Raw genomic sequence first — 16,229 nt, 5'->3', positions numbered from 1 at the left:
TGGCAGGTCAGTTGCGAATGCCGGGAAACGCTTCAACAGCGTCGGTGGCCAGGTGTTGATGGTGGGCAAGATCACTGAATCGTTGGACGGCCCAGCGCCGGGCGGGGCCGTCGGTCAAACCGACCATGTCGACGTACATGGTCATGAGCTCAGTGTTCAGGGCGGCGAGCGTCGCCTCAGGGTCGTCGAAGAACGCCGCGTCGAGGGCAAATGCCGGCGCCTGGGGGCCGGGTTGAGGGCAGGTGATGGTCCGCAGCAGGGTCTCGCCGGCGCCGGCAGCGCTGGCGTGCTCGGCCGCGAACTCGACCAGGGTCGACGGCTCAGCCCCACGGGCCGCAGCGACCTCGTACGCATAGGCGGACCGGTGTTCGGCGGCAACCGCCTCGCCAAGCAGATCAGCCTCCGGATGATCTTCGGGGCTAGTTCCAGCGCGCGGGGTGGAGCCGCCCGCAGTCCCGTTTCGAGGTATCGGGGCAGGGCAGGTGGGCGACGGCCCAGCGGCGACGCTCGGCAACGGTCCCGGTGGCGGCGATTTCAGGCCCTGCAGGTCGGCGAGTGCTAACGCCTGGCGTCGTTGACTGGCGCCAACCGACGCGAGTAGCCGTGCGATCCCTGGTTCCGCCGTCACAGCAGCGTTGAGGTTCTGCTGTGCGGAGCTGAACAGGTCTGCCACGAAACCGGCCGGTGTGGGTGTCGGGGTGGGAGCTGCCGTTGACTCGGCTGCGACGGTGGGTTCCGACAAACCTGCGGCAGTGGGAGCGGAGGTGACGGGCGGGTCCGAAAGTACCGGGTGCCAGAGGGCATCGGCTTGCTCCTGAAGGATGCCAGCCGTTTCGGCATAGGTGCCGCTCAGTTCGGATTCGGCACCGTCTGAAGAGGCTCCGTCTGAAGCGGCACCGCCCGAAGAAACAGCGACCGAAAGCGCTGTCGCAGCAGCAGCCAGGTCCGCTGCCCGGGATTCTGCACCCAATTGCGCTTCTTCAGTGAAGGACAGCGGTGGCGGACCATCAGCGGGGGGACCATCCAGGTTCAATCCCAGTGCAACCACCAGAGTGAAGGCGAGAAGGAGCGCGACCGTCCGTAGGGTTCGCCGTGCGAGAGTACGCAGGGTGCCGCGGAAGCCGGAACGCCGGGTGTCAGCAGAATCCTTCACAACTCTTGATGATGTCATGATCCCCGGTCGTTCTCCGGCTGATACACCGTACGCGCCGGAAAGTCGGTACCCTAGAGCTACAACATCATCGAGTGGGAGGCAGTAATGGCGGTTCGGCCGGGCAATGACAGTCCGCCTGCGGCAAACACGCTGCAGCAACAAGCTCCTGACGCGGACGTCGAGGCGGAATCGGTGAGGCTCACAGCGCTGCTGCTGCCCACGGTCGAGGGGCACGGGCTCTTTCTGGAGGCCGTAGAGATCAAATCCGCGGGATCGGACCGTATCGTCAACGTGGTGGTAGACCTGCCGGAGAATCAGACTGGGTCAGTCAACCTGGACCTGATCTCGGATGTGGCCCACGACGTCTCACTCGCGATGGACGCCGACCCACACGACCATGGGCGTCCGTACAGCCTCGAGGTGTCTTCCCCGGGAGTCTCCCGCCCCCTCTCGCAGCCCCGGCACTGGCGGCGCAACAAGGGACGCATGGTCACGGTCCGCCGGCTCAAGGGCGACGACGTGACCGGCCGGCTGCTGGAAGTTGACGACGACGGCATCCGGTTGTCCCCACAGATACCAGTGAAAAAGGGGATGAAGCCCAAAACCGGCGACCCCCTGACGCTCTTGTTCACCGAGATCCGTAAGGGCACCGTCCAGGTCGAGTTCACGCATCTTGACGACACGCATCTTGACGACACGCATCTTGACGACACCGGGGACGAAGGCATCCAGCACGATGCCCGCCCCACCAAAAATACAGCTTCGGAGGCCTAAATGGATATTGATATGAGTGCGCTAAGGCTGCTGGAACGAGAACGGGAAATTCCGCTTGAGCTCCTGATTCCGACCATCGAGCAGGCCCTCCTGGTGGCCTATCACAAGACCCCCGGATCGCAGGATACCGCGCGGGCGGAACTGGACCGCAAGAGCGGCCACGTCACCATCTGGGCAACTGAGACCGACGACGACGGCGCCGCCGTCGGCGAGTTCGACGACACGCCCACCGGTTTCGGCAGGATCGCTGCGAGCACCGCCCGCCAGATCATCCTGCAGCGGCTCCGGGACGCCGAGGACGACAACATCCTTGGTGAATTCCGCGGCAAGGAGGGCGAACTGGTTGCCGGCATGATCCAGCAGGGCACCAACCCCCACATGATCCAGGTCAACCTCGGATCGGTCGAGGCGTTGCTGCCGCCGCCGGAACAGGTGCCAGGCGAGAAATATCTGCACGGTTCGCGGCTGCGAGCCTTCGTCGTCGACGTTCACCGCGGTATGAAGGGCCCCTCGATTACCCTGTCACGCTCGCACCCGGGGCTCGTCCGCAAGTTGTTCGAACTGGAAGTGCCGGAGATCGCCGACCACACGGTCGAGATTGTGGCGCTGGCCCGCGAAGCAGGACACCGCACAAAGATTGCTGTGAAGGCTCAGGTGCCTGGGGTCAACGCCAAGGGGGCATGCATCGGCGAGATGGGCTCACGCGTGCGGGCAGTCATGAACGAACTCAATGATGAGAAGATCGACATCGTTGACTACAGCGACGATCCGGCCACCTTCATTGCCAGTTCCCTCTCCCCGTCCAGGGTGTCGTCGGTGACGATCACAGATGAGAGCACCAGGTCGGCACGCGTTGTTGTTCCCGACTATCAGCTCTCCCTGGCCATCGGCAAAGAGGGGCAGAATGCGCGGCTGGCAGCCAAGCTGACCGGGTGGCGGATCGACATCGTGTCCGACGCCGCCAAGGCCTGAACAACCCGGTAGTGCCGCAGATGCGGCCTTGCCAGCTGAAAAGCGCTAGAATGGAAGAGGCTTAGGTCATTGCCATCCCAACAAACCGCCATTAGAACGTGCGTAGGTTGCCGGAAGCGTGATGACCAGGCTGTTTTGCTGCGGTTGGTGAAAGGAAATCTGGACGGCTCCAATGCCGTTGTGATTGACGATCGCCGCCGACTCTCCGGTAGAGGTGCGTGGTTGCACCCCCAGCCGGCGTGCATGGAGCAGGCCCTCAAACGCGGTGCGTTCAACCGTGCCTTCCGGGGCCAGGTTGAAACTCGCGACGTTGAGGATCGACTTCACGCACTCAAGGAAGCTTCACTAGGAAGCCACCCTAAACAAACCGTCCTCCCTGAAAGCGGGTCAGAAAACTGATGGATTCCCGATGAGTACCCAGCGATGAGTGCCCAACGATGAAAAATCTGTTGAGCTTTGCAAATGGCTTTTCGGTTGCCCCGGCAACTGTGGTCTGCAGTAGGAATTAGACGGTTCGTGCCTGACTCGGTGCGGACCGAGACAGGAGAAATGTGGCTAAGGTCCGCGTACACGAGCTCGCCAAAGAGCTCGGAATTACTTCAAAAGATGCAGTAGCCAAACTGCAGGAACTGGGCGAATTCGTCCGTTCCGCCTCATCAACGATTGAGGCGCCCGTCGTGAAGAAACTTCGCGGCGCTTTCCCAGCAGCGGCACCGGCAGCAGCTCCAGCCGCACCGGCACCAGCCAAGTCTGCGGCCGACCCAGCGCCCGAAAAGGCAGCTTCGGCACCCGCAGCAACCCCGGCGTCCTCCACCCCCGCCGCACCGAAGGCTGCCACACCGAAGGCAGCAACATCGGCCACTCCAGGGCCGAAGGCACCGGCGAAGGATCGCCAGGAGACCCCAGCAGCGGCGCCCGAGCCAGCGGCTACGGCACCAGCGGCTGCGGCACCAGCGGCACCGCAGGCTCCGGCAGCGGAACCAGCAGCCCAGCCAGCGGCCAAGGAAGAATCGTCGGCAGCCAAGCCGGGCGCTCGCCCGGCACCGAAGCCAGCCGAGGCGCAGGCTCCAGCCGCGCGTCCCGGTGCGGCTCGCCCCGGTGCACCGCGGCCAGGCAACAACCCGTTCGCACCCTCACAGGGCATGCCCCGTTCAGGGCGCGGCGACGGCGATCGTTCAGGCGGACCCCGGCCAGGCAACAACCCGTTCGCACCATCACAGGGCATGCCTCGCCCAGGACGTCGCGACGACGAGCGTGGCCAGCGCCCAGCAGCGGGTGCAGGTGGCCCACGCCCAGCGGCCGGTGCAGGTGGCCCACGCCCCGCAGCGGGAGCAGCCCGTCCGGGCGGTCCCCGCCCAGCAGCCGGTGCAGCAGGTTCACGCCCCACACCGGGGATGATGCCGAACCGCACCGAACGCCCAGCAGCACCCGGTCGCGGTGGCGCAGCCCGTCCAGGCGGCGGACCGGGCCGTGGCGCCCCAGGTGGCGCCCCCGGTGCAGGTGGAGGTGCACCCGCAGGCGGTGGCTTCGGTAAGGGCGGTCGCGGACGCGGCGGCACTGCCGGCGCTTTCGGTAAGGGCGGTGCAGGACGCGGCAAGCAGCGCAAGTCGAAGCGCGCGAAGCGTCAGGAACTGGAGCAGATGTCAGCTCCGTCCCTGGGCGGCGTCAGCGTACCCCGCGGCGACGGCAACACCATTGTTCGGTTGCGTCGCGGCTCATCACTCTCCGAATTCGCCGAGAAGATAGATGCGAACCCGGCGGCACTGGTCACGGTCCTGTTCCACCTCGGTGAAATGGCTACCGCTACCCAGTCCCTCGACGAAGGTACCTTCGAGGTGCTCGGCACCGAACTGGGCTACAAGATCCAGGTCGTTTCGCCGGAGGACGAGGAGCGGGAACTCCTGGGCAACTTCGACATCGATATCGACGCCGAACTCGAAGCCGAGGGCGACACCCAGCTCGAGGCCCGGCCACCAGTGGTCACCGTCATGGGTCACGTTGACCACGGTAAGACCCGACTGCTGGACGCGATCCGTAAGTCGAACGTCGTCGAAGGCGAACACGGCGGGATCACCCAGCACATCGGTGCCTACCAGATCGACCACGAGCATGAGGGCACCGAAAGGGCCATCACGTTCATTGACACCCCCGGTCACGAGGCGTTCACCGCTATGCGTGCCCGAGGTGCCAAGGTCACCGACATCGCGGTTCTCGTTGTCGCAGCCGACGACGGCGTCATGCCTCAGACGGTTGAGGCGCTGAACCACGCTCAGGCAGCCAATGTGCCGATCGTTGTCGCGGTGAACAAGATGGACCGTGAAGGAGCGAACCCTGACAAGGTCAAGGGCCAGCTCACCGAATACGGTCTGGTTCCCGAAGAATACGGTGGCGACACCATGTTCGTTCATGTGTCGGCGCTTCAGGGCGACGGCATCGACGAACTGCTCGAAGCGGTCCTGCTGACCGCCGATGCGGCACTGGACATGCGAGCCAATCCGAACAAGGACGCCCGCGGTATCGCTATCGAAGCGAACCTGGACAAGGGTCGCGGCGCTGTCGCAACGGTTCTGGTTCAGTCCGGAACGTTGCGCGTCGGCGACACGATCGTTGCGGGTGTGGCTCACGGACGCGTCCGTGCCATGTTCAACGAAGACGGCGACAACGTTATGGTGGCTGGCCCGTCCCGCCCCGTGCAGGTGTTGGGTCTTTCCACGGTGCCTCGTGCCGGTGACACCTTCCTGGTGACGCCTGACGAGCGGACCGGTCGCCAGATCGCTGAGAAGCGTGAAGCAGCCGACCGCAACGCAGCCCTGGCGAAGCGCCGCAAGCGCATCAGCCTCGAGGACTTCGATCAGGCCGTTGCAGACGGCAAGGTCGACACCCTCAACCTCATCCTCAAGGGCGACGTCTCGGGTGCTGTCGAAGCACTCGAAGACTCACTGCTCAAGATCGATGTGGGCGATGGAGTTGCTCTGCGGGTTATTCACCGCGGTGTCGGCGCCATCACGCAGAACGACGTCAACCTGGCGACCGTTGACTCAGCGATCATCATTGGGTTCAACGTCCGGCCAGCCGAGCGGGTGGCAGATCTTGCCGACCGCGAAGGCGTCGACCTGCGCTTCTACTCGGTCATCTACGCAGCAATCGATGACATCGAAGCAGCGCTCAAGGGCATGCTCAAGCCAGAGTACGAAGAAGCACAGCTCGGAACCGCAGAGATCCGGGAAGTCTTCAGGTCATCGAAGTTCGGCAACATCGCCGGGTCGATCGTCCGCTCGGGCGTCATCCGCAGGAACTCCAAGGCACGCCTGGTCCGCGACGGGACGGTTGTCGGCGACAACCTCACCATCGAGTCCCTGCGTCGCTTCAAGGACGACGCCACCGAGGTCCGCACGGACTTCGAATGTGGTATCGGCCTCGGGTCCTTCAACGACGTCAAGGCAGGCGACATCGTTGAAACCTACGAGATGCGCGAGAAGCCGCGCGTCTAGGTTGTGAGCTAGGGCGCCCCGGAATCCGGGGCGCCTTTGCCCACTTCGCGCCCGCACGCGGACTTCGTCCGGAGCGTTCGCTCAGACGCCCACCAACCATAGGCGCCCCGGATTCCCGGGCGTCCGAGTGGGGCGGTCAGGCTTTCTCGGCTTGGCGGCACGTTCGGGGGCTTGCGACGACGACAGTCCTCGCCGGCGTCCTTGAAGTTCCCGATTTATAGGTAAGTATTTTAGGCAAGAGGAGTTAGTTATGGCAGATCCGGCCCGGGCCTCACGGCTTGCACAACGGATTAAGGTAATTGTTGCTGAGGCGTTGCGCCGCCGGGTCAAAGATCCACGGCTTGAGGCCGTCACCATCACCGACGCACGCGTGACCAACGACCTCCAGCACGCGACCCTGTACTACACGGTGTTCGGCGACGCGGACGAACAGGCTGCTACCCGCACCGCCCTCGAGTCGGCGCGAGGAGTGCTGCGGTCAGAGGTGGGCAAGAACATTACCGCACGGTTGACTCCGACGCTGGAATTCGTCCCCGACGAGATTCCGGTCAACGCAAGCCATCTCGAAGAGCTGCTGCGCACTGCGCGGGAACGCGATGCAGAGGTGGCGGCCATTGCCCAGGGCGCGAAGTTCGCTGGCGACGCTGATCCGTATCGCAAGCCGGACGAGGACGCCGACGCCGACGAGGTTTCGTCGAAGTAACGGTTAATAACCAGACACCATGACAGCAGGGTGGGACCGCACACGCGGTCCCACCCTGCTGTCCTTAAGTTCGCCGGGAACTAGTCCTGGTTGAGGTCGGCGTTGTCGCCGGTCGGTTCAACCCCCGATTTGTCCCAGTGGTGACCACCCTTCAGTTTTACCCTGATGATTTTGCCGTCCGGGGGAGTGTCCTCGCCCGGGAGCACATCAGTGGTGGCGTACAGGGTGGAGCCGCGCAGTTCCACGTCTCCGGGCAGGGTCGCTTCGAGCAGTGGTTGCGGCTCGGAGGACCCGCGAGGGATAAGAGAGATCCGGTTGGCAAACAACTCGGCAACGTAGAGGTTTCCACTCTTGTCGATGGCCAGACCGGTGGGCGACACCAGGCCGCTGGCCACCTGTCTGGTGGTGCCCTGCCAGGCGTTGACGGAGAACACCGATCCCAAGGCGCCCAGCGAAGGATCCCCAGGTCCGCCCGGCAGCGAGGTCACATACAGCCTGCCGTTCCAGCCGATTTCAATGTCGGTGGGGACGGGTTCCAGATAGTAGGTGAAGCCAACAGCACACGAATCGATGCCGAGTGCGGCGGCCTTCTCCTCGGTGATTTTGACCGGAATAGCTGGCAGCAGCGCCACCGTCGACACGTTTCCTCTCCGGTCGACCTTGAAGATCGCGTTGGCTCCCGCGTCAGCGACGAAAATGTGGCCCCGCATCGCTACGGTGGCGTAGGGATTGGAGTCCTGTGCGCCGGGGTAGCGGGCGAACGGACCCAGATTGATCTGCGCGGCCAGGCACTCCTCGTCCAGATCCCTGAACCCGTAGATGGTCCCACCGTCCGGATTCGCCGCACGCTCATACGCGGCGATGTCGGCGATGGTCCTGATCTTGCCCCGCTTGTCGACCGACTTCAGGAGCGATTCATTGGCCTCCGGTACACCCTCACCCGCACCGACAGTCATCGTGTAATAGGTAGTCCCCCCGAAGCGGGACACTGATCCGGAAAAGTAGCCGGGCATGGCATCGAGTTGCTGGATCGAACCATCCGCCGTGACGCGGTCGATGGTCCCGCCGAAGGACTGGGCGACGTCGACCGATTTCCCATCTCCGAGGGCCAGCCTCAGGGGTGACAGGAGTCCATCGGCCAGGGTGGTGGTCTTGCCAGGCGTGGGGAGGGGTTTGCTGTACTCCCGGGAATGCGCGGGGCCGGCTCCAAGGCCCAGGGTCGCCGCAAGCGCAATTGATGCGAGCGCGGCGGAGGTTGCTTTTTTCACGGTGTATCTCCTCGACATTGACGAAATTAACAACGTGAGACCCTTGTCCTGGCGAGTACGCAGCGCACCCCATGTTTCCTCTGTCCGCGCGAGCGTCGCCTAAGACGGTAAAACACCTGAAACACTCACAGGATAAACCCAGTCAAAATCTATGTAAATATCAGCAAAGGTGATTCTCAGGCAGCGGAGTGGTCGCCGCGAGGCCGTGCCGGAAGGCGGGAGAGACCGTCGATGAGTTCGGCTGAGTCGCCGCAAAGCGAAATGCGGATCCACCCTTCGCCAATCGAACCAAACGCGGTCCCGGGCGCCACCGCCACGCCCTGTTCGCGAAGCAGCACGTGCACCCACTTCCGGACGTCGCCGTCCGTGGCGTGCGACAAGTCAGCCCACAGGTAAAAGGCGCCCTCGGCGTCCAGGAAGTCGATGCCCAGCGATTGCAGCACAGCCGAAGCCGCGTCCCTGTTGCTCCGGTAGTGGCTCAGCGCCGTCGCCACATAATCCTGCGGGCCGGTCAGCGCTGCCAACGCCGAATACTGCGACGACGCCGCCACGCAGGACACGATCGATTCCATCACGTTGTCGAGCTGCTGTTGCATGCCCGGGGGCGTAATGAGCGCTCCGACCCGAATCCCGGTGAGCCCATAGGTCTTGGACAGGGTGATGGAGGTGAAAACCCTGTCTGCTCCCGCCCTATCGAAACGGGCGGGGCTGACATGCGGGACGTCATAGGTGAACGATTCGTAGCACTCATCGGAGATAACCCAGAGGTCGTGGGCCTGGGCGAATTCCATCAGCTCACGGGTCAGGCCTTCGCTGAAGACAGCACCGAGCGGGTTCGACGGGGAGTTCAGGACGATGACCCGGGTGCGGGAGCTCAGGAGTTCCTCGAGGTCCTTCACCCGGGGCTGGAACCCGTGCTCGGCGTGCAGCGGGTACTCCACGGGTACGGCGTGCAGCAGACCGGCAGTCATTCCAAACGTGGGATAACCGGGATTGGGGATCAGCACCTCGTCGCCGACGTCGAGCAGCAGGCTCATGGCCAGGTGTAGTCCCTGCTGGGCCCCCGCTGTCACGTAGACCCGACCCGGGTCCACGTCGACCGCATTCTGTGCGCTGAACCGGGCGGCGAAGGCTTCCCTCAGGGGGGCGATGCCAGCATTGGGTGTGTAGTTGGTCTCGTCCCGGTCCAACGCCGCCATCCCGGCTTCCAGAACATGGCGAGCCACCGGAAACCCCGGTTCGCCGATGCTCAGCACAATTGCACCGGGCGTCGCCCAGGCAGCTTGAGTGATTTCACGGATCTGGTTGGCTGGGAGCGAATCGGCGTGGGACGAGATCTTCGGCATTGGGCAAGCGTATCCCCGCGTCGCCCTATACTGAGAGGCGTGAATTCCGGGCAAGTCCACTCAGGACTAATAATCGTGGACAAGCCTCAGGGCTGGACCAGTCATGACGTCGTCAGCAAAATGCGCGGTATCGCCGGGACCCGTAAGGTGGGCCACGCTGGCACCCTCGATCCGATGGCAACAGGCGTGCTGGTGGTCGGCATCAACCGGGCCACCCGGCTGCTCACCTATGTGGTCGGTACGTCCAAAACCTATACGGCCACCATTCGGCTGGGGCAGTCGACGGTGACCGACGACGCTGAGGGCGACGTGGTTACAACCGCCGACGCCGCGGGCATCACCGCCGAGGCCGTCCGTGCCGGGGCGGAAGCGCTTACCGGTGAAATACAGCAGATACCCAGCAGCGTGAGCGCCATCAAAGTCAACGGGCAGCGCGCCTACACCCGGGTTCGCTCCGGGGAGGACGTCGTCCTCGCGGCACGCCCGGTCACCATCCACCGCTTTGATATCCACGACATCCGGCCCGTGACGAGCGCGGAGGGCGATGGAACGTTGCTGGACATCGATGTCACAGTCGAATGCAGTTCGGGGACCTATATTCGGGCGCTGGCCCGGGACCTGGGCGGTTCACTGGGCGTCGGCGGACATCTGACGGCACTCCGCCGGACCCAAGTGGGTCCGTACTCGCTGGAACAGTCGGCAACCCTGGAGGAACTGGCCACCGATCTCCGACTGTTGCCCATCAACGATGCGGCGCGGGTGCTCTTCACCCCCCGCGAACTTTCCGCGGCCGAAGCACTCGATCTATCGCATGGGCGTTTCATCCCGGCCGGGCCCGACGACGGTCCGGTGGCCGCGTTCGCCCCCGACGGCACCCTGATCGCCCTCCTCAAGAACTCGTCAGACCGGGCCCGCCCCCTGCTGGTTTTCGCTCCCGGGAACGGCTCTGCCCAGTGATCGTTGACGGGTTCTTTATCGCCGGCGTCATAGTGTGCCTGGCGTCGGCCGTGATCTGCTTCGGTGCTGCGGTGATCCGGCAGCCACCGAATGACATCACCATCCTCTCGGTCGCAGCTGTTGAGTTGTTTCTCCTGGTTTATGGGGTGGCAGCCATCATCAGGCAGGCCGGTGGTGAGGCAATCGCGGGGGAGGCCTGGGAGTTCTGGGGCTACCTGTTGACCGCACTGTGCATCCCCGTGGCCGGGTTCTGGTGGGCCATCCTGGAGCGCAGCAGGTGGAGCAACCTGGTGCTGGGCGCCGTCGGGATCACTGTCTTCGTTATGCTGTTCCGGATGGAACAAATCTGGGATCGGGTGCCCCTGTGACCGACAACAGCACCGACCACAGCCCCGAGAACAGCGCTGCTGTCTCCCGGCACCGCAACAGCGGGCCGGGACGCCTGCTGATTGCCGTGTATGGGGTCTTCGCCCTCGCGGCAACCGCACGCGCAGCCTTCCAGATCGGCACCAAATTCGGTGAGGCGCCACTCGCCTACCTCCTGACCGCGCTTGCCGCGGTCGTCTACGTCCTGGCGACCGTGGCCCTGGCGATGCCGGGGAAACGCTGGTACTGGATTTCAGTCGGTGCGGTGGGTCTGGAACTCGTAGGTGTCCTCACGGTCGGGCTGTTCAGCCTCCTCGACCCGGAGGCATTTCCCAGTGACACGGTGTGGTCCCTGTTCGGCAGGGGATACGGCTTCGTGCCGCTGGTTCTGCCGATCCTTGGCCTCTGGTGGCTTTTTCTGAATCGGCCGGGAACACCAACGGTGCAGACCACCGAGCGGATCAGCCCCGCTGCGTGAGAGTATGACTGCAGGAGTACCAATTAATGCTGGAGCCAGTTAAAGGGAGCATCATGTCCAGTTCAGAGAACCACCCCACCGGCAATCCGCAGGACAGCACCCGCCCGGCCTCGGGTAGCGCGCCGGGAAGCCCCTCCGCCGGGCAGCCACGGCCAACGGGCGCTCAGGCTCCGGGCCATGCCGCCGGGCGGACCGCGGGCCAGCCCGCCAGCCCGGCCGGAGCGCAGGCGAAGGCAGGGACGCCGTCGTCGGCACCCAAAACCGCTGCGAAGAGCGGAAAGAAGACCGCCAAGCCCAAGTCGCCCAAGGGGGAGTGGGGCGTCTTCAGGACTGTCGTCGTCCTGGTGGGTCTGATCCTCGCCGGTTTCGGCGCCTTCTACCTGATCACGGGAACCTCGGGCGTGCCTGACACCGATATTGGGAACCCCAGCCCCACGCTCGAAAGCCAGTTCCGCTTTTTCTCGGCGATGATGGTCGGTGTGGGAGCCGCGTTTATCACCATTGGCGTGAAGTTTGAGTGGGCCAACATGCTCTGGATGGTCTGCCTGATGGTCTTCATCGGCGGTATCGGCCGGGTCCTGTCCTGGGCGTTCTCCGGCACCCCCCACTACATGATGATCATCCTGATGGTCATTGAACTCGCCTTCCCGGCAGCATTGCTGGTGTGGCACCGGTACATCGCCAAGACCACCGAAATCCGCAACGAGTACGCAGCACGCGGCTAAGACCGGCGGTCAGCGCTGCACCCCGGGCCCGGGGGCGGTTTACAACGAAAGAGGAGATGCGTGTACTACTGGAATGACCTGACCAGTGTTCCGAATGGTTTTGGTCCATCGGTGGTCACCATTGGCAATTTCGACGGTGTCCACCTCGGCCATCAGCGGGTGTTGCAACAGCTGGTCGCCGCGGCAAGCGACCGCGACGCCGCAGCGGTAGTCATCTCGTTTGAGCCCCACCCCGCCAAGGTGCATCGGCCGGAGCAGGCGCCGGAACTCATCATGGGTCTTGAGGACCGCATCGAGACCCTCGCCACCACCGGGATCCAGGCGTTGCTGATGATGCATTACACGCTGAAACTGGCGGCAAACACGCCGGAAGAGTTCGTCCAAAAGGTCTTCGTCGACGCCCTCAACGCCCGCGCCGTGGTGATCGGTCACGATGTCCGCTTCGGTCGGGACAATAGCGGCGACCTCGGTACGATGCGCGAACTGGGACAGAAACTCGGTTTCGAGGTGATCGTCATCGACGACTTCGGCGCCAGCCCGACCGATCCCACCGAGGCCGACGGCGATCGGCGCTGTTCCTCCACCTGGGTCCGCGAGGCCCTGGAAGACGGGGACGTGGCAACTGCCGCGCGGATCCTCGGACGGCCACACCGGATGCGCGGCGAAGTGGTCCACGGCGCGGCCCGCGGCCGTGAACTGGGCTACCCGACCGCCAACCTGTCACCAGCCTCCGGCGGCTATATTCCCGCCGATGGGATCTACGCCGGCTGGCTCGTCGACGAAGCCGGCACCCGCTGGCCCGCAGCCATTTCGGTCGGATCGAACCCCACCTTCGAAGGCGTCAGCCGCCACGTCGAAGCACACGTCATTGATCGCCCCAAGGAAGACGTTTCCGACTTCGACCTGTACGGACAGATCATCATCGTGGAGTTCACCCGTCGGTTGAGGGGAATGGTGGCCTACACCGGGCCCGACACGCTGATCGCCCAGATGCGGCTCGACGTCGAAGAGACCCGCGAGGTCCTTTCGACAGAACAACGCCTCAGCAGGTAAACTGGACCGTGGATCCGGCTGCAGTCCGTGGTGGCTGGATCTTTCTGTGTCTTTGGTTCGGCAGGCGACTGTCGGCAAGACCAGGGAACTTGTTCACGGTACAACTCTAGGAGTTATTGTGGCCCTTGACGCCGCTATCAAGCAGGAAATCATTAAGGAATATGCAACCGGGGAAGCCGACACCGGCTCACCTGAGGTGCAGATTGCGATGCTGTCCCGCCGTATTCTCGACCTCACCGAACACCTCAAGATGCACAAGCACGACCACCACACGCGTCGTGGCCTGCTCTTGATGGTTGGACGCCGTCGTCGTCTGCTGGACTACCTGCGTAAGACTGACATCACGCGCTACCGTACGCTCATCGAGCGTCTCGGCCTGCGCCGCTAGTAACACACGTGGGGCGGGTCCTTCCTGAGGGAAGGAGCCGCCTTCCACATGTGGCCACCGGCCACACAAACAACTAAAAACACATGGAGCCAGGCAGGCACCGCGCATTCGCGGTCCTCGGTAGTGGTCTCCGGGAGCAGACGACCGTGCAGCGCAGAACAGTGCAGAGCACGCGTGAGTCCCCGTGGATCTCGATCGAAGACCGGGTGCGAGCATCACCGCATTGAACGGTGATCAGGTTCCGGCAGGGCACCAGCCCAAACAGAAACGGAGGTGACTCTCTATGGAGGGTCCCGAAATTCAATTCGCCGAAGCCGTTATTGACAACGGCCGGTTCGGCAAGCGCACCGTACGGTTCGAGACTGGCCGCCTTGCACAGCAGGCAGCCGGCGCCGCAATGGTTTACATCGACGAAGACACAGCGCTCCTGTCAGCAACGACCGCTGGCAAGCACCCCCGCGAAGGCTTCGACTTCTTCCCCCTGACCGTCGACGTTGAAGAGCGCATGTACGCCGCAGGGCGCATCCCAGGCTCCTTCTTCCGCCGCGAAGGCCGTCCCTCCACCGAGGCGATCCTCGCCTGCCGGCTGATGGACCGCCCGCTGCGCCCGGCCTTCGTGAAGGGCCTCCGCAACGAGGTCCAGATCGTGGTCACCGTCCTGGCGATCAACCCCGACGTGCGATACGACGTCGTTGCCATCAACGCCGCCTCGATGTCCACGCAGCTCTCCGGCCTCCCCTTCTCCGGTCCGATCGGTGGTGTCCGCGTGGCACTCGTCTCCGATGGCAGCGGCCAGGATCAGTGGATCGCCTTCCCGAAGCACTCCGAACTGGAGAACTCGGTCTTCGACATGGTCGTTGCCGGCCGTGTGGTCAGTGGACCCGAGGGTGACGACGTCGCCATCATGATGGTGGAAGCTGAAGCCACCGACAACTCGTGGAAGCTCATCAAGGAAGACGGTGCCACCGCACCGACCGAAGAGATCGTCGCCGACGGCCTGGAAGCGGCAAAGCCGTACATCCGCGCCCTGTGTGACGCCCAGGCTGACCTTGCCGGCCGCGCAGCCAAGCCAACCGTCGACTTCCCGGTCTTCCTTGACTACCAGGACGACGTCTTCGCAGCAGTAGAGTCGGCAGCAGCAGCCAAGCTGACCGAGGTCTTCCAGATCGCTGACAAAAAAGAGCGCGACACCGCCTCGGACGCCCTCAAGGACAGCGTCACCGCTGACCTCGCCGGGCAGTTCGAAGGACGCGAGAAGGAACTCTCTGCCGCGTTCCGGTCGGTCACCAAGAGCGTTGTCCGCCAGCGCATCCTCAAGGATCAGATCCGTATCGACGGCCGCGGCCTGAGCGACATCCGTCAGCTCACCGCCGAGGTCGAGGTCCTGCCTCGCGTTCACGGTTCTGCGATCTTCGAGCGCGGCGAAACCCAGATCATGGGAATCACCACGCTGAACATGCTCAAGATGGAGCAGCAGATTGATTCGTTGTCGCCGGTGACGCGCAAGCGCTACATGCACAACTACAACTTCCCTCCTTACTCCACCGGTGAAACCGGTCGCGTCGGTTCGCCGAAGCGCCGCGAAATCGGTCACGGTGCCCTCGCCGAGCGCGCCCTGATGCCGGTCCTGCCGACCCGTGAGGAATTCCCTTACGCGATCCGTCAGGTCTCCGAGGCGCTGAGCTCCAACGGCTCGACGTCGATGGGCTCGGTCTGTGCTTCAACCCTGTCGCTGCTCAACGCCGGTGTGCCCCTGAAGGCACCCGTCGCTGGTATCGCCATGGGCCTGGTGTCCGACGTCGTCGACGGTCAGACCCGCTACGCGGCACTGACCGACATCCTTGGCGCTGAAGATGCTTTCGGCGACATGGACTTCAAGGTTGCCGGTACCGCCGAGTTCGTCACAGCCATCCAGCTGGACACCAAGCTCGACGGAATCCCCGCCTCAGTGCTCGCCGCAGCCCTGAAGCAGGCCCGTGAAGCCCGCCTGCACATCCTGGGTGTCCTTGAGGCAGCCATCGACGTGCCGGACGAGCTTTCCGAGTTCGCGCCACGCATCATCTCGGTGAAGATCCCGGTTGACAAGATCGGCGAGGTCATTGGCCCCAAGGGCAAGATGATCAACCAGATCCAGGAAGACACCGGCGCTGACATCTCCATCGAAGATGACGGCACGGTTCTGATCGGCGCCACCAACGGTGGTGCGGCCGAGGCTGCACGCGCCGCAGTGAACGCCATCGCCAACCCTCAGGTTCCTGAGATTGGCGAGCGGTACCTGGGTACGGTCGTCAAGACCACCACCTTCGGTGCCTTCGTGTCGCTGACCCCGGGCAAGGATGGGCTGCTGCACATCTCCGAGCTGCGCAAGCTGGCCAACGGCAAGCGCGTCGACAACGTCGACGACATTGTTTCGGTGGGCCAGAAGGTCCAGGTCGAAATCACCAAGATCGATGACCGCGGAAAGCTTTCGCTCTCCCCAGTGGTTGCCGACGACGCTGCTGACGCGGACGCTTCGACTGTCTCAGTTGGCTCAGCAGAGGGTGACGACAACTAGC

Annotated in this window: 15 protein-coding genes; 12 read left to right on the top strand and 3 right to left on the bottom strand. The window is 63.9% G+C overall.

The window, feature by feature from the left end; translation table 11 throughout:
* Window positions 1–7 precede the first annotated feature (7 nt).
* Window positions 8–1,153 carry a DUF4439 domain-containing protein gene (locus ACX80Z_RS10385; RefSeq protein WP_459315833.1) on the bottom strand — a complete coding sequence of 382 codons (1,146 nt, stop codon included), beginning with the start codon at window positions 1,151–1,153 and terminating at the stop codon, window positions 8–10.
* Window positions 1,154–1,258: 105 nt separating this feature from the next.
* On the opposite strand from ACX80Z_RS10385, the gene ACX80Z_RS10380 reads away from it, so the two are divergent.
* From ACX80Z_RS10380 to rbfA, 5 genes are all read left to right on the top strand, one after another.
* Entirely contained in the window at window positions 1,259–1,927 is a 669-nt protein-coding gene (locus tag ACX80Z_RS10380) for a ribosome maturation factor RimP (protein ID WP_459315832.1), read from the top strand.
* A complete protein-coding gene (gene nusA / locus ACX80Z_RS10375) occupies window positions 1,928–2,899 on the top strand; it encodes a transcription termination factor NusA (protein ID WP_019483472.1) in 972 nt (323 codons plus the stop codon).
* A 147-nt stretch (window positions 2,900–3,046) separates the two neighbouring features.
* A complete protein-coding gene (locus ACX80Z_RS10370) occupies window positions 3,047–3,298 on the top strand; it encodes a YlxR family protein (RefSeq protein WP_237715314.1) in 252 nt (83 codons plus the stop codon).
* Between the two features lie 152 nt (window positions 3,299–3,450).
* Window positions 3,451–6,390 carry a translation initiation factor IF-2 gene (gene infB / locus ACX80Z_RS10365; RefSeq protein ID WP_459315831.1) on the top strand — a complete coding sequence of 980 codons (2,940 nt, stop codon included), beginning with the start codon at window positions 3,451–3,453 and terminating at the stop codon, window positions 6,388–6,390.
* Between the two features lie 250 nt (window positions 6,391–6,640).
* Window positions 6,641–7,093 (top strand): 30S ribosome-binding factor RbfA, encoded by a 453-nt coding sequence (gene rbfA, locus ACX80Z_RS10360; RefSeq protein WP_459315830.1) that lies wholly within the window; start codon window positions 6,641–6,643, stop codon window positions 7,091–7,093.
* An 80-nt stretch (window positions 7,094–7,173) separates the two neighbouring features.
* Here rbfA and ACX80Z_RS10355 read toward each other — a convergent pair whose 3' ends face one another.
* On the bottom strand, window positions 7,174–8,361 hold the full coding sequence (locus ACX80Z_RS10355; protein ID WP_459315829.1) for a ScyD/ScyE family protein: 1,188 nt from the start codon (window positions 8,359–8,361) through the stop codon (window positions 7,174–7,176).
* A gap of 176 nt (window positions 8,362–8,537) precedes the next feature.
* Window positions 8,538–9,707, bottom strand: a complete 1,170-nt coding sequence (locus ACX80Z_RS10350; RefSeq protein WP_459315828.1) for a pyridoxal phosphate-dependent aminotransferase — start codon at window positions 9,705–9,707, stop codon at window positions 8,538–8,540.
* Window positions 9,708–9,776: 69 nt separating this feature from the next.
* Between ACX80Z_RS10350 and truB the strand changes: the two genes are divergently transcribed.
* The 7 genes from truB to ACX80Z_RS10315 all read left to right on the top strand — a co-directional run bounded on the left by truB (window position 9,777) and on the right by ACX80Z_RS10315 (window position 16,228).
* Entirely contained in the window at window positions 9,777–10,664 is an 888-nt protein-coding gene (truB, locus tag ACX80Z_RS10345; protein WP_443110860.1) for a tRNA pseudouridine(55) synthase TruB, read from the top strand.
* On the top strand, window positions 10,661–11,032 hold the full coding sequence (locus tag ACX80Z_RS10340) for a hypothetical protein (protein WP_019483466.1): 372 nt from the start codon (window positions 10,661–10,663) through the stop codon (window positions 11,030–11,032). Before truB ends, ACX80Z_RS10340 begins: the two co-directional genes overlap by 4 nt.
* The gene (locus ACX80Z_RS10335) at window positions 11,029–11,508 is read left to right on the top strand and encodes a hypothetical protein (RefSeq protein WP_459315827.1); all 480 of its coding nucleotides are present in this window, start codon (window positions 11,029–11,031) and stop codon (window positions 11,506–11,508) included. Before ACX80Z_RS10340 ends, ACX80Z_RS10335 begins: the two co-directional genes overlap by 4 nt.
* A 53-nt stretch (window positions 11,509–11,561) precedes the next feature.
* Complete coding sequence (locus ACX80Z_RS10330) at window positions 11,562–12,233, top strand: DUF4345 domain-containing protein (RefSeq protein WP_459315826.1); 672 nt, start codon at window positions 11,562–11,564, stop codon at window positions 12,231–12,233.
* 60 nt (window positions 12,234–12,293) lie between these two features.
* Window positions 12,294–13,286, top strand: coding sequence for a bifunctional riboflavin kinase/FAD synthetase (locus ACX80Z_RS10325; RefSeq protein WP_459315825.1), 993 nt, complete (start codon window positions 12,294–12,296; stop codon window positions 13,284–13,286).
* Window positions 13,287–13,404: 118 nt separating this feature from the next.
* Window positions 13,405–13,674 (top strand): 30S ribosomal protein S15, encoded by a 270-nt coding sequence (gene rpsO, locus ACX80Z_RS10320; RefSeq protein WP_019483462.1) that lies wholly within the window; start codon window positions 13,405–13,407, stop codon window positions 13,672–13,674.
* Between the two features lie 283 nt (window positions 13,675–13,957).
* Window positions 13,958–16,228: a polyribonucleotide nucleotidyltransferase gene (locus ACX80Z_RS10315; RefSeq protein ID WP_459315824.1), complete on the top strand. Its 2,271-nt coding sequence runs from the start codon at window positions 13,958–13,960 to the stop codon at window positions 16,226–16,228.
* The last annotated feature ends 1 nt before the right edge of the window (window position 16,229 follow it).

It is taken from the genome of Arthrobacter sp. TMT4-20 (genome assembly GCF_054510775.1).
Note: the sequence above shows the minus strand (reverse complement) of the source record. Positions and strands in the feature narration are given on the sequence as shown.

Coding starts and splice junctions, on each gene's coding strand:
- ACX80Z_RS10315 (WP_459315824.1), top strand. CDS start 13,958: ATGGAGGGTCCCGAAATTCAATTCGCCGAAGCCGTTATTGACAACGGC.
- ACX80Z_RS10380 (WP_459315832.1), top strand. CDS start 1,259: ATGGCGGTTCGGCCGGGCAATGACAGTCCGCCTGCGGCAAACACGCTG.
- ACX80Z_RS10350 (WP_459315828.1), bottom strand. CDS start 9,707: ATGCCGAAGATCTCGTCCCACGCCGATTCGCTCCCAGCCAACCAGATC.
- rbfA (WP_459315830.1), top strand. CDS start 6,641: ATGGCAGATCCGGCCCGGGCCTCACGGCTTGCACAACGGATTAAGGTA.
- ACX80Z_RS10330 (WP_459315826.1), top strand. CDS start 11,562: ATGTCCAGTTCAGAGAACCACCCCACCGGCAATCCGCAGGACAGCACC.
- nusA (WP_019483472.1), top strand. CDS start 1,928: ATGGATATTGATATGAGTGCGCTAAGGCTGCTGGAACGAGAACGGGAA.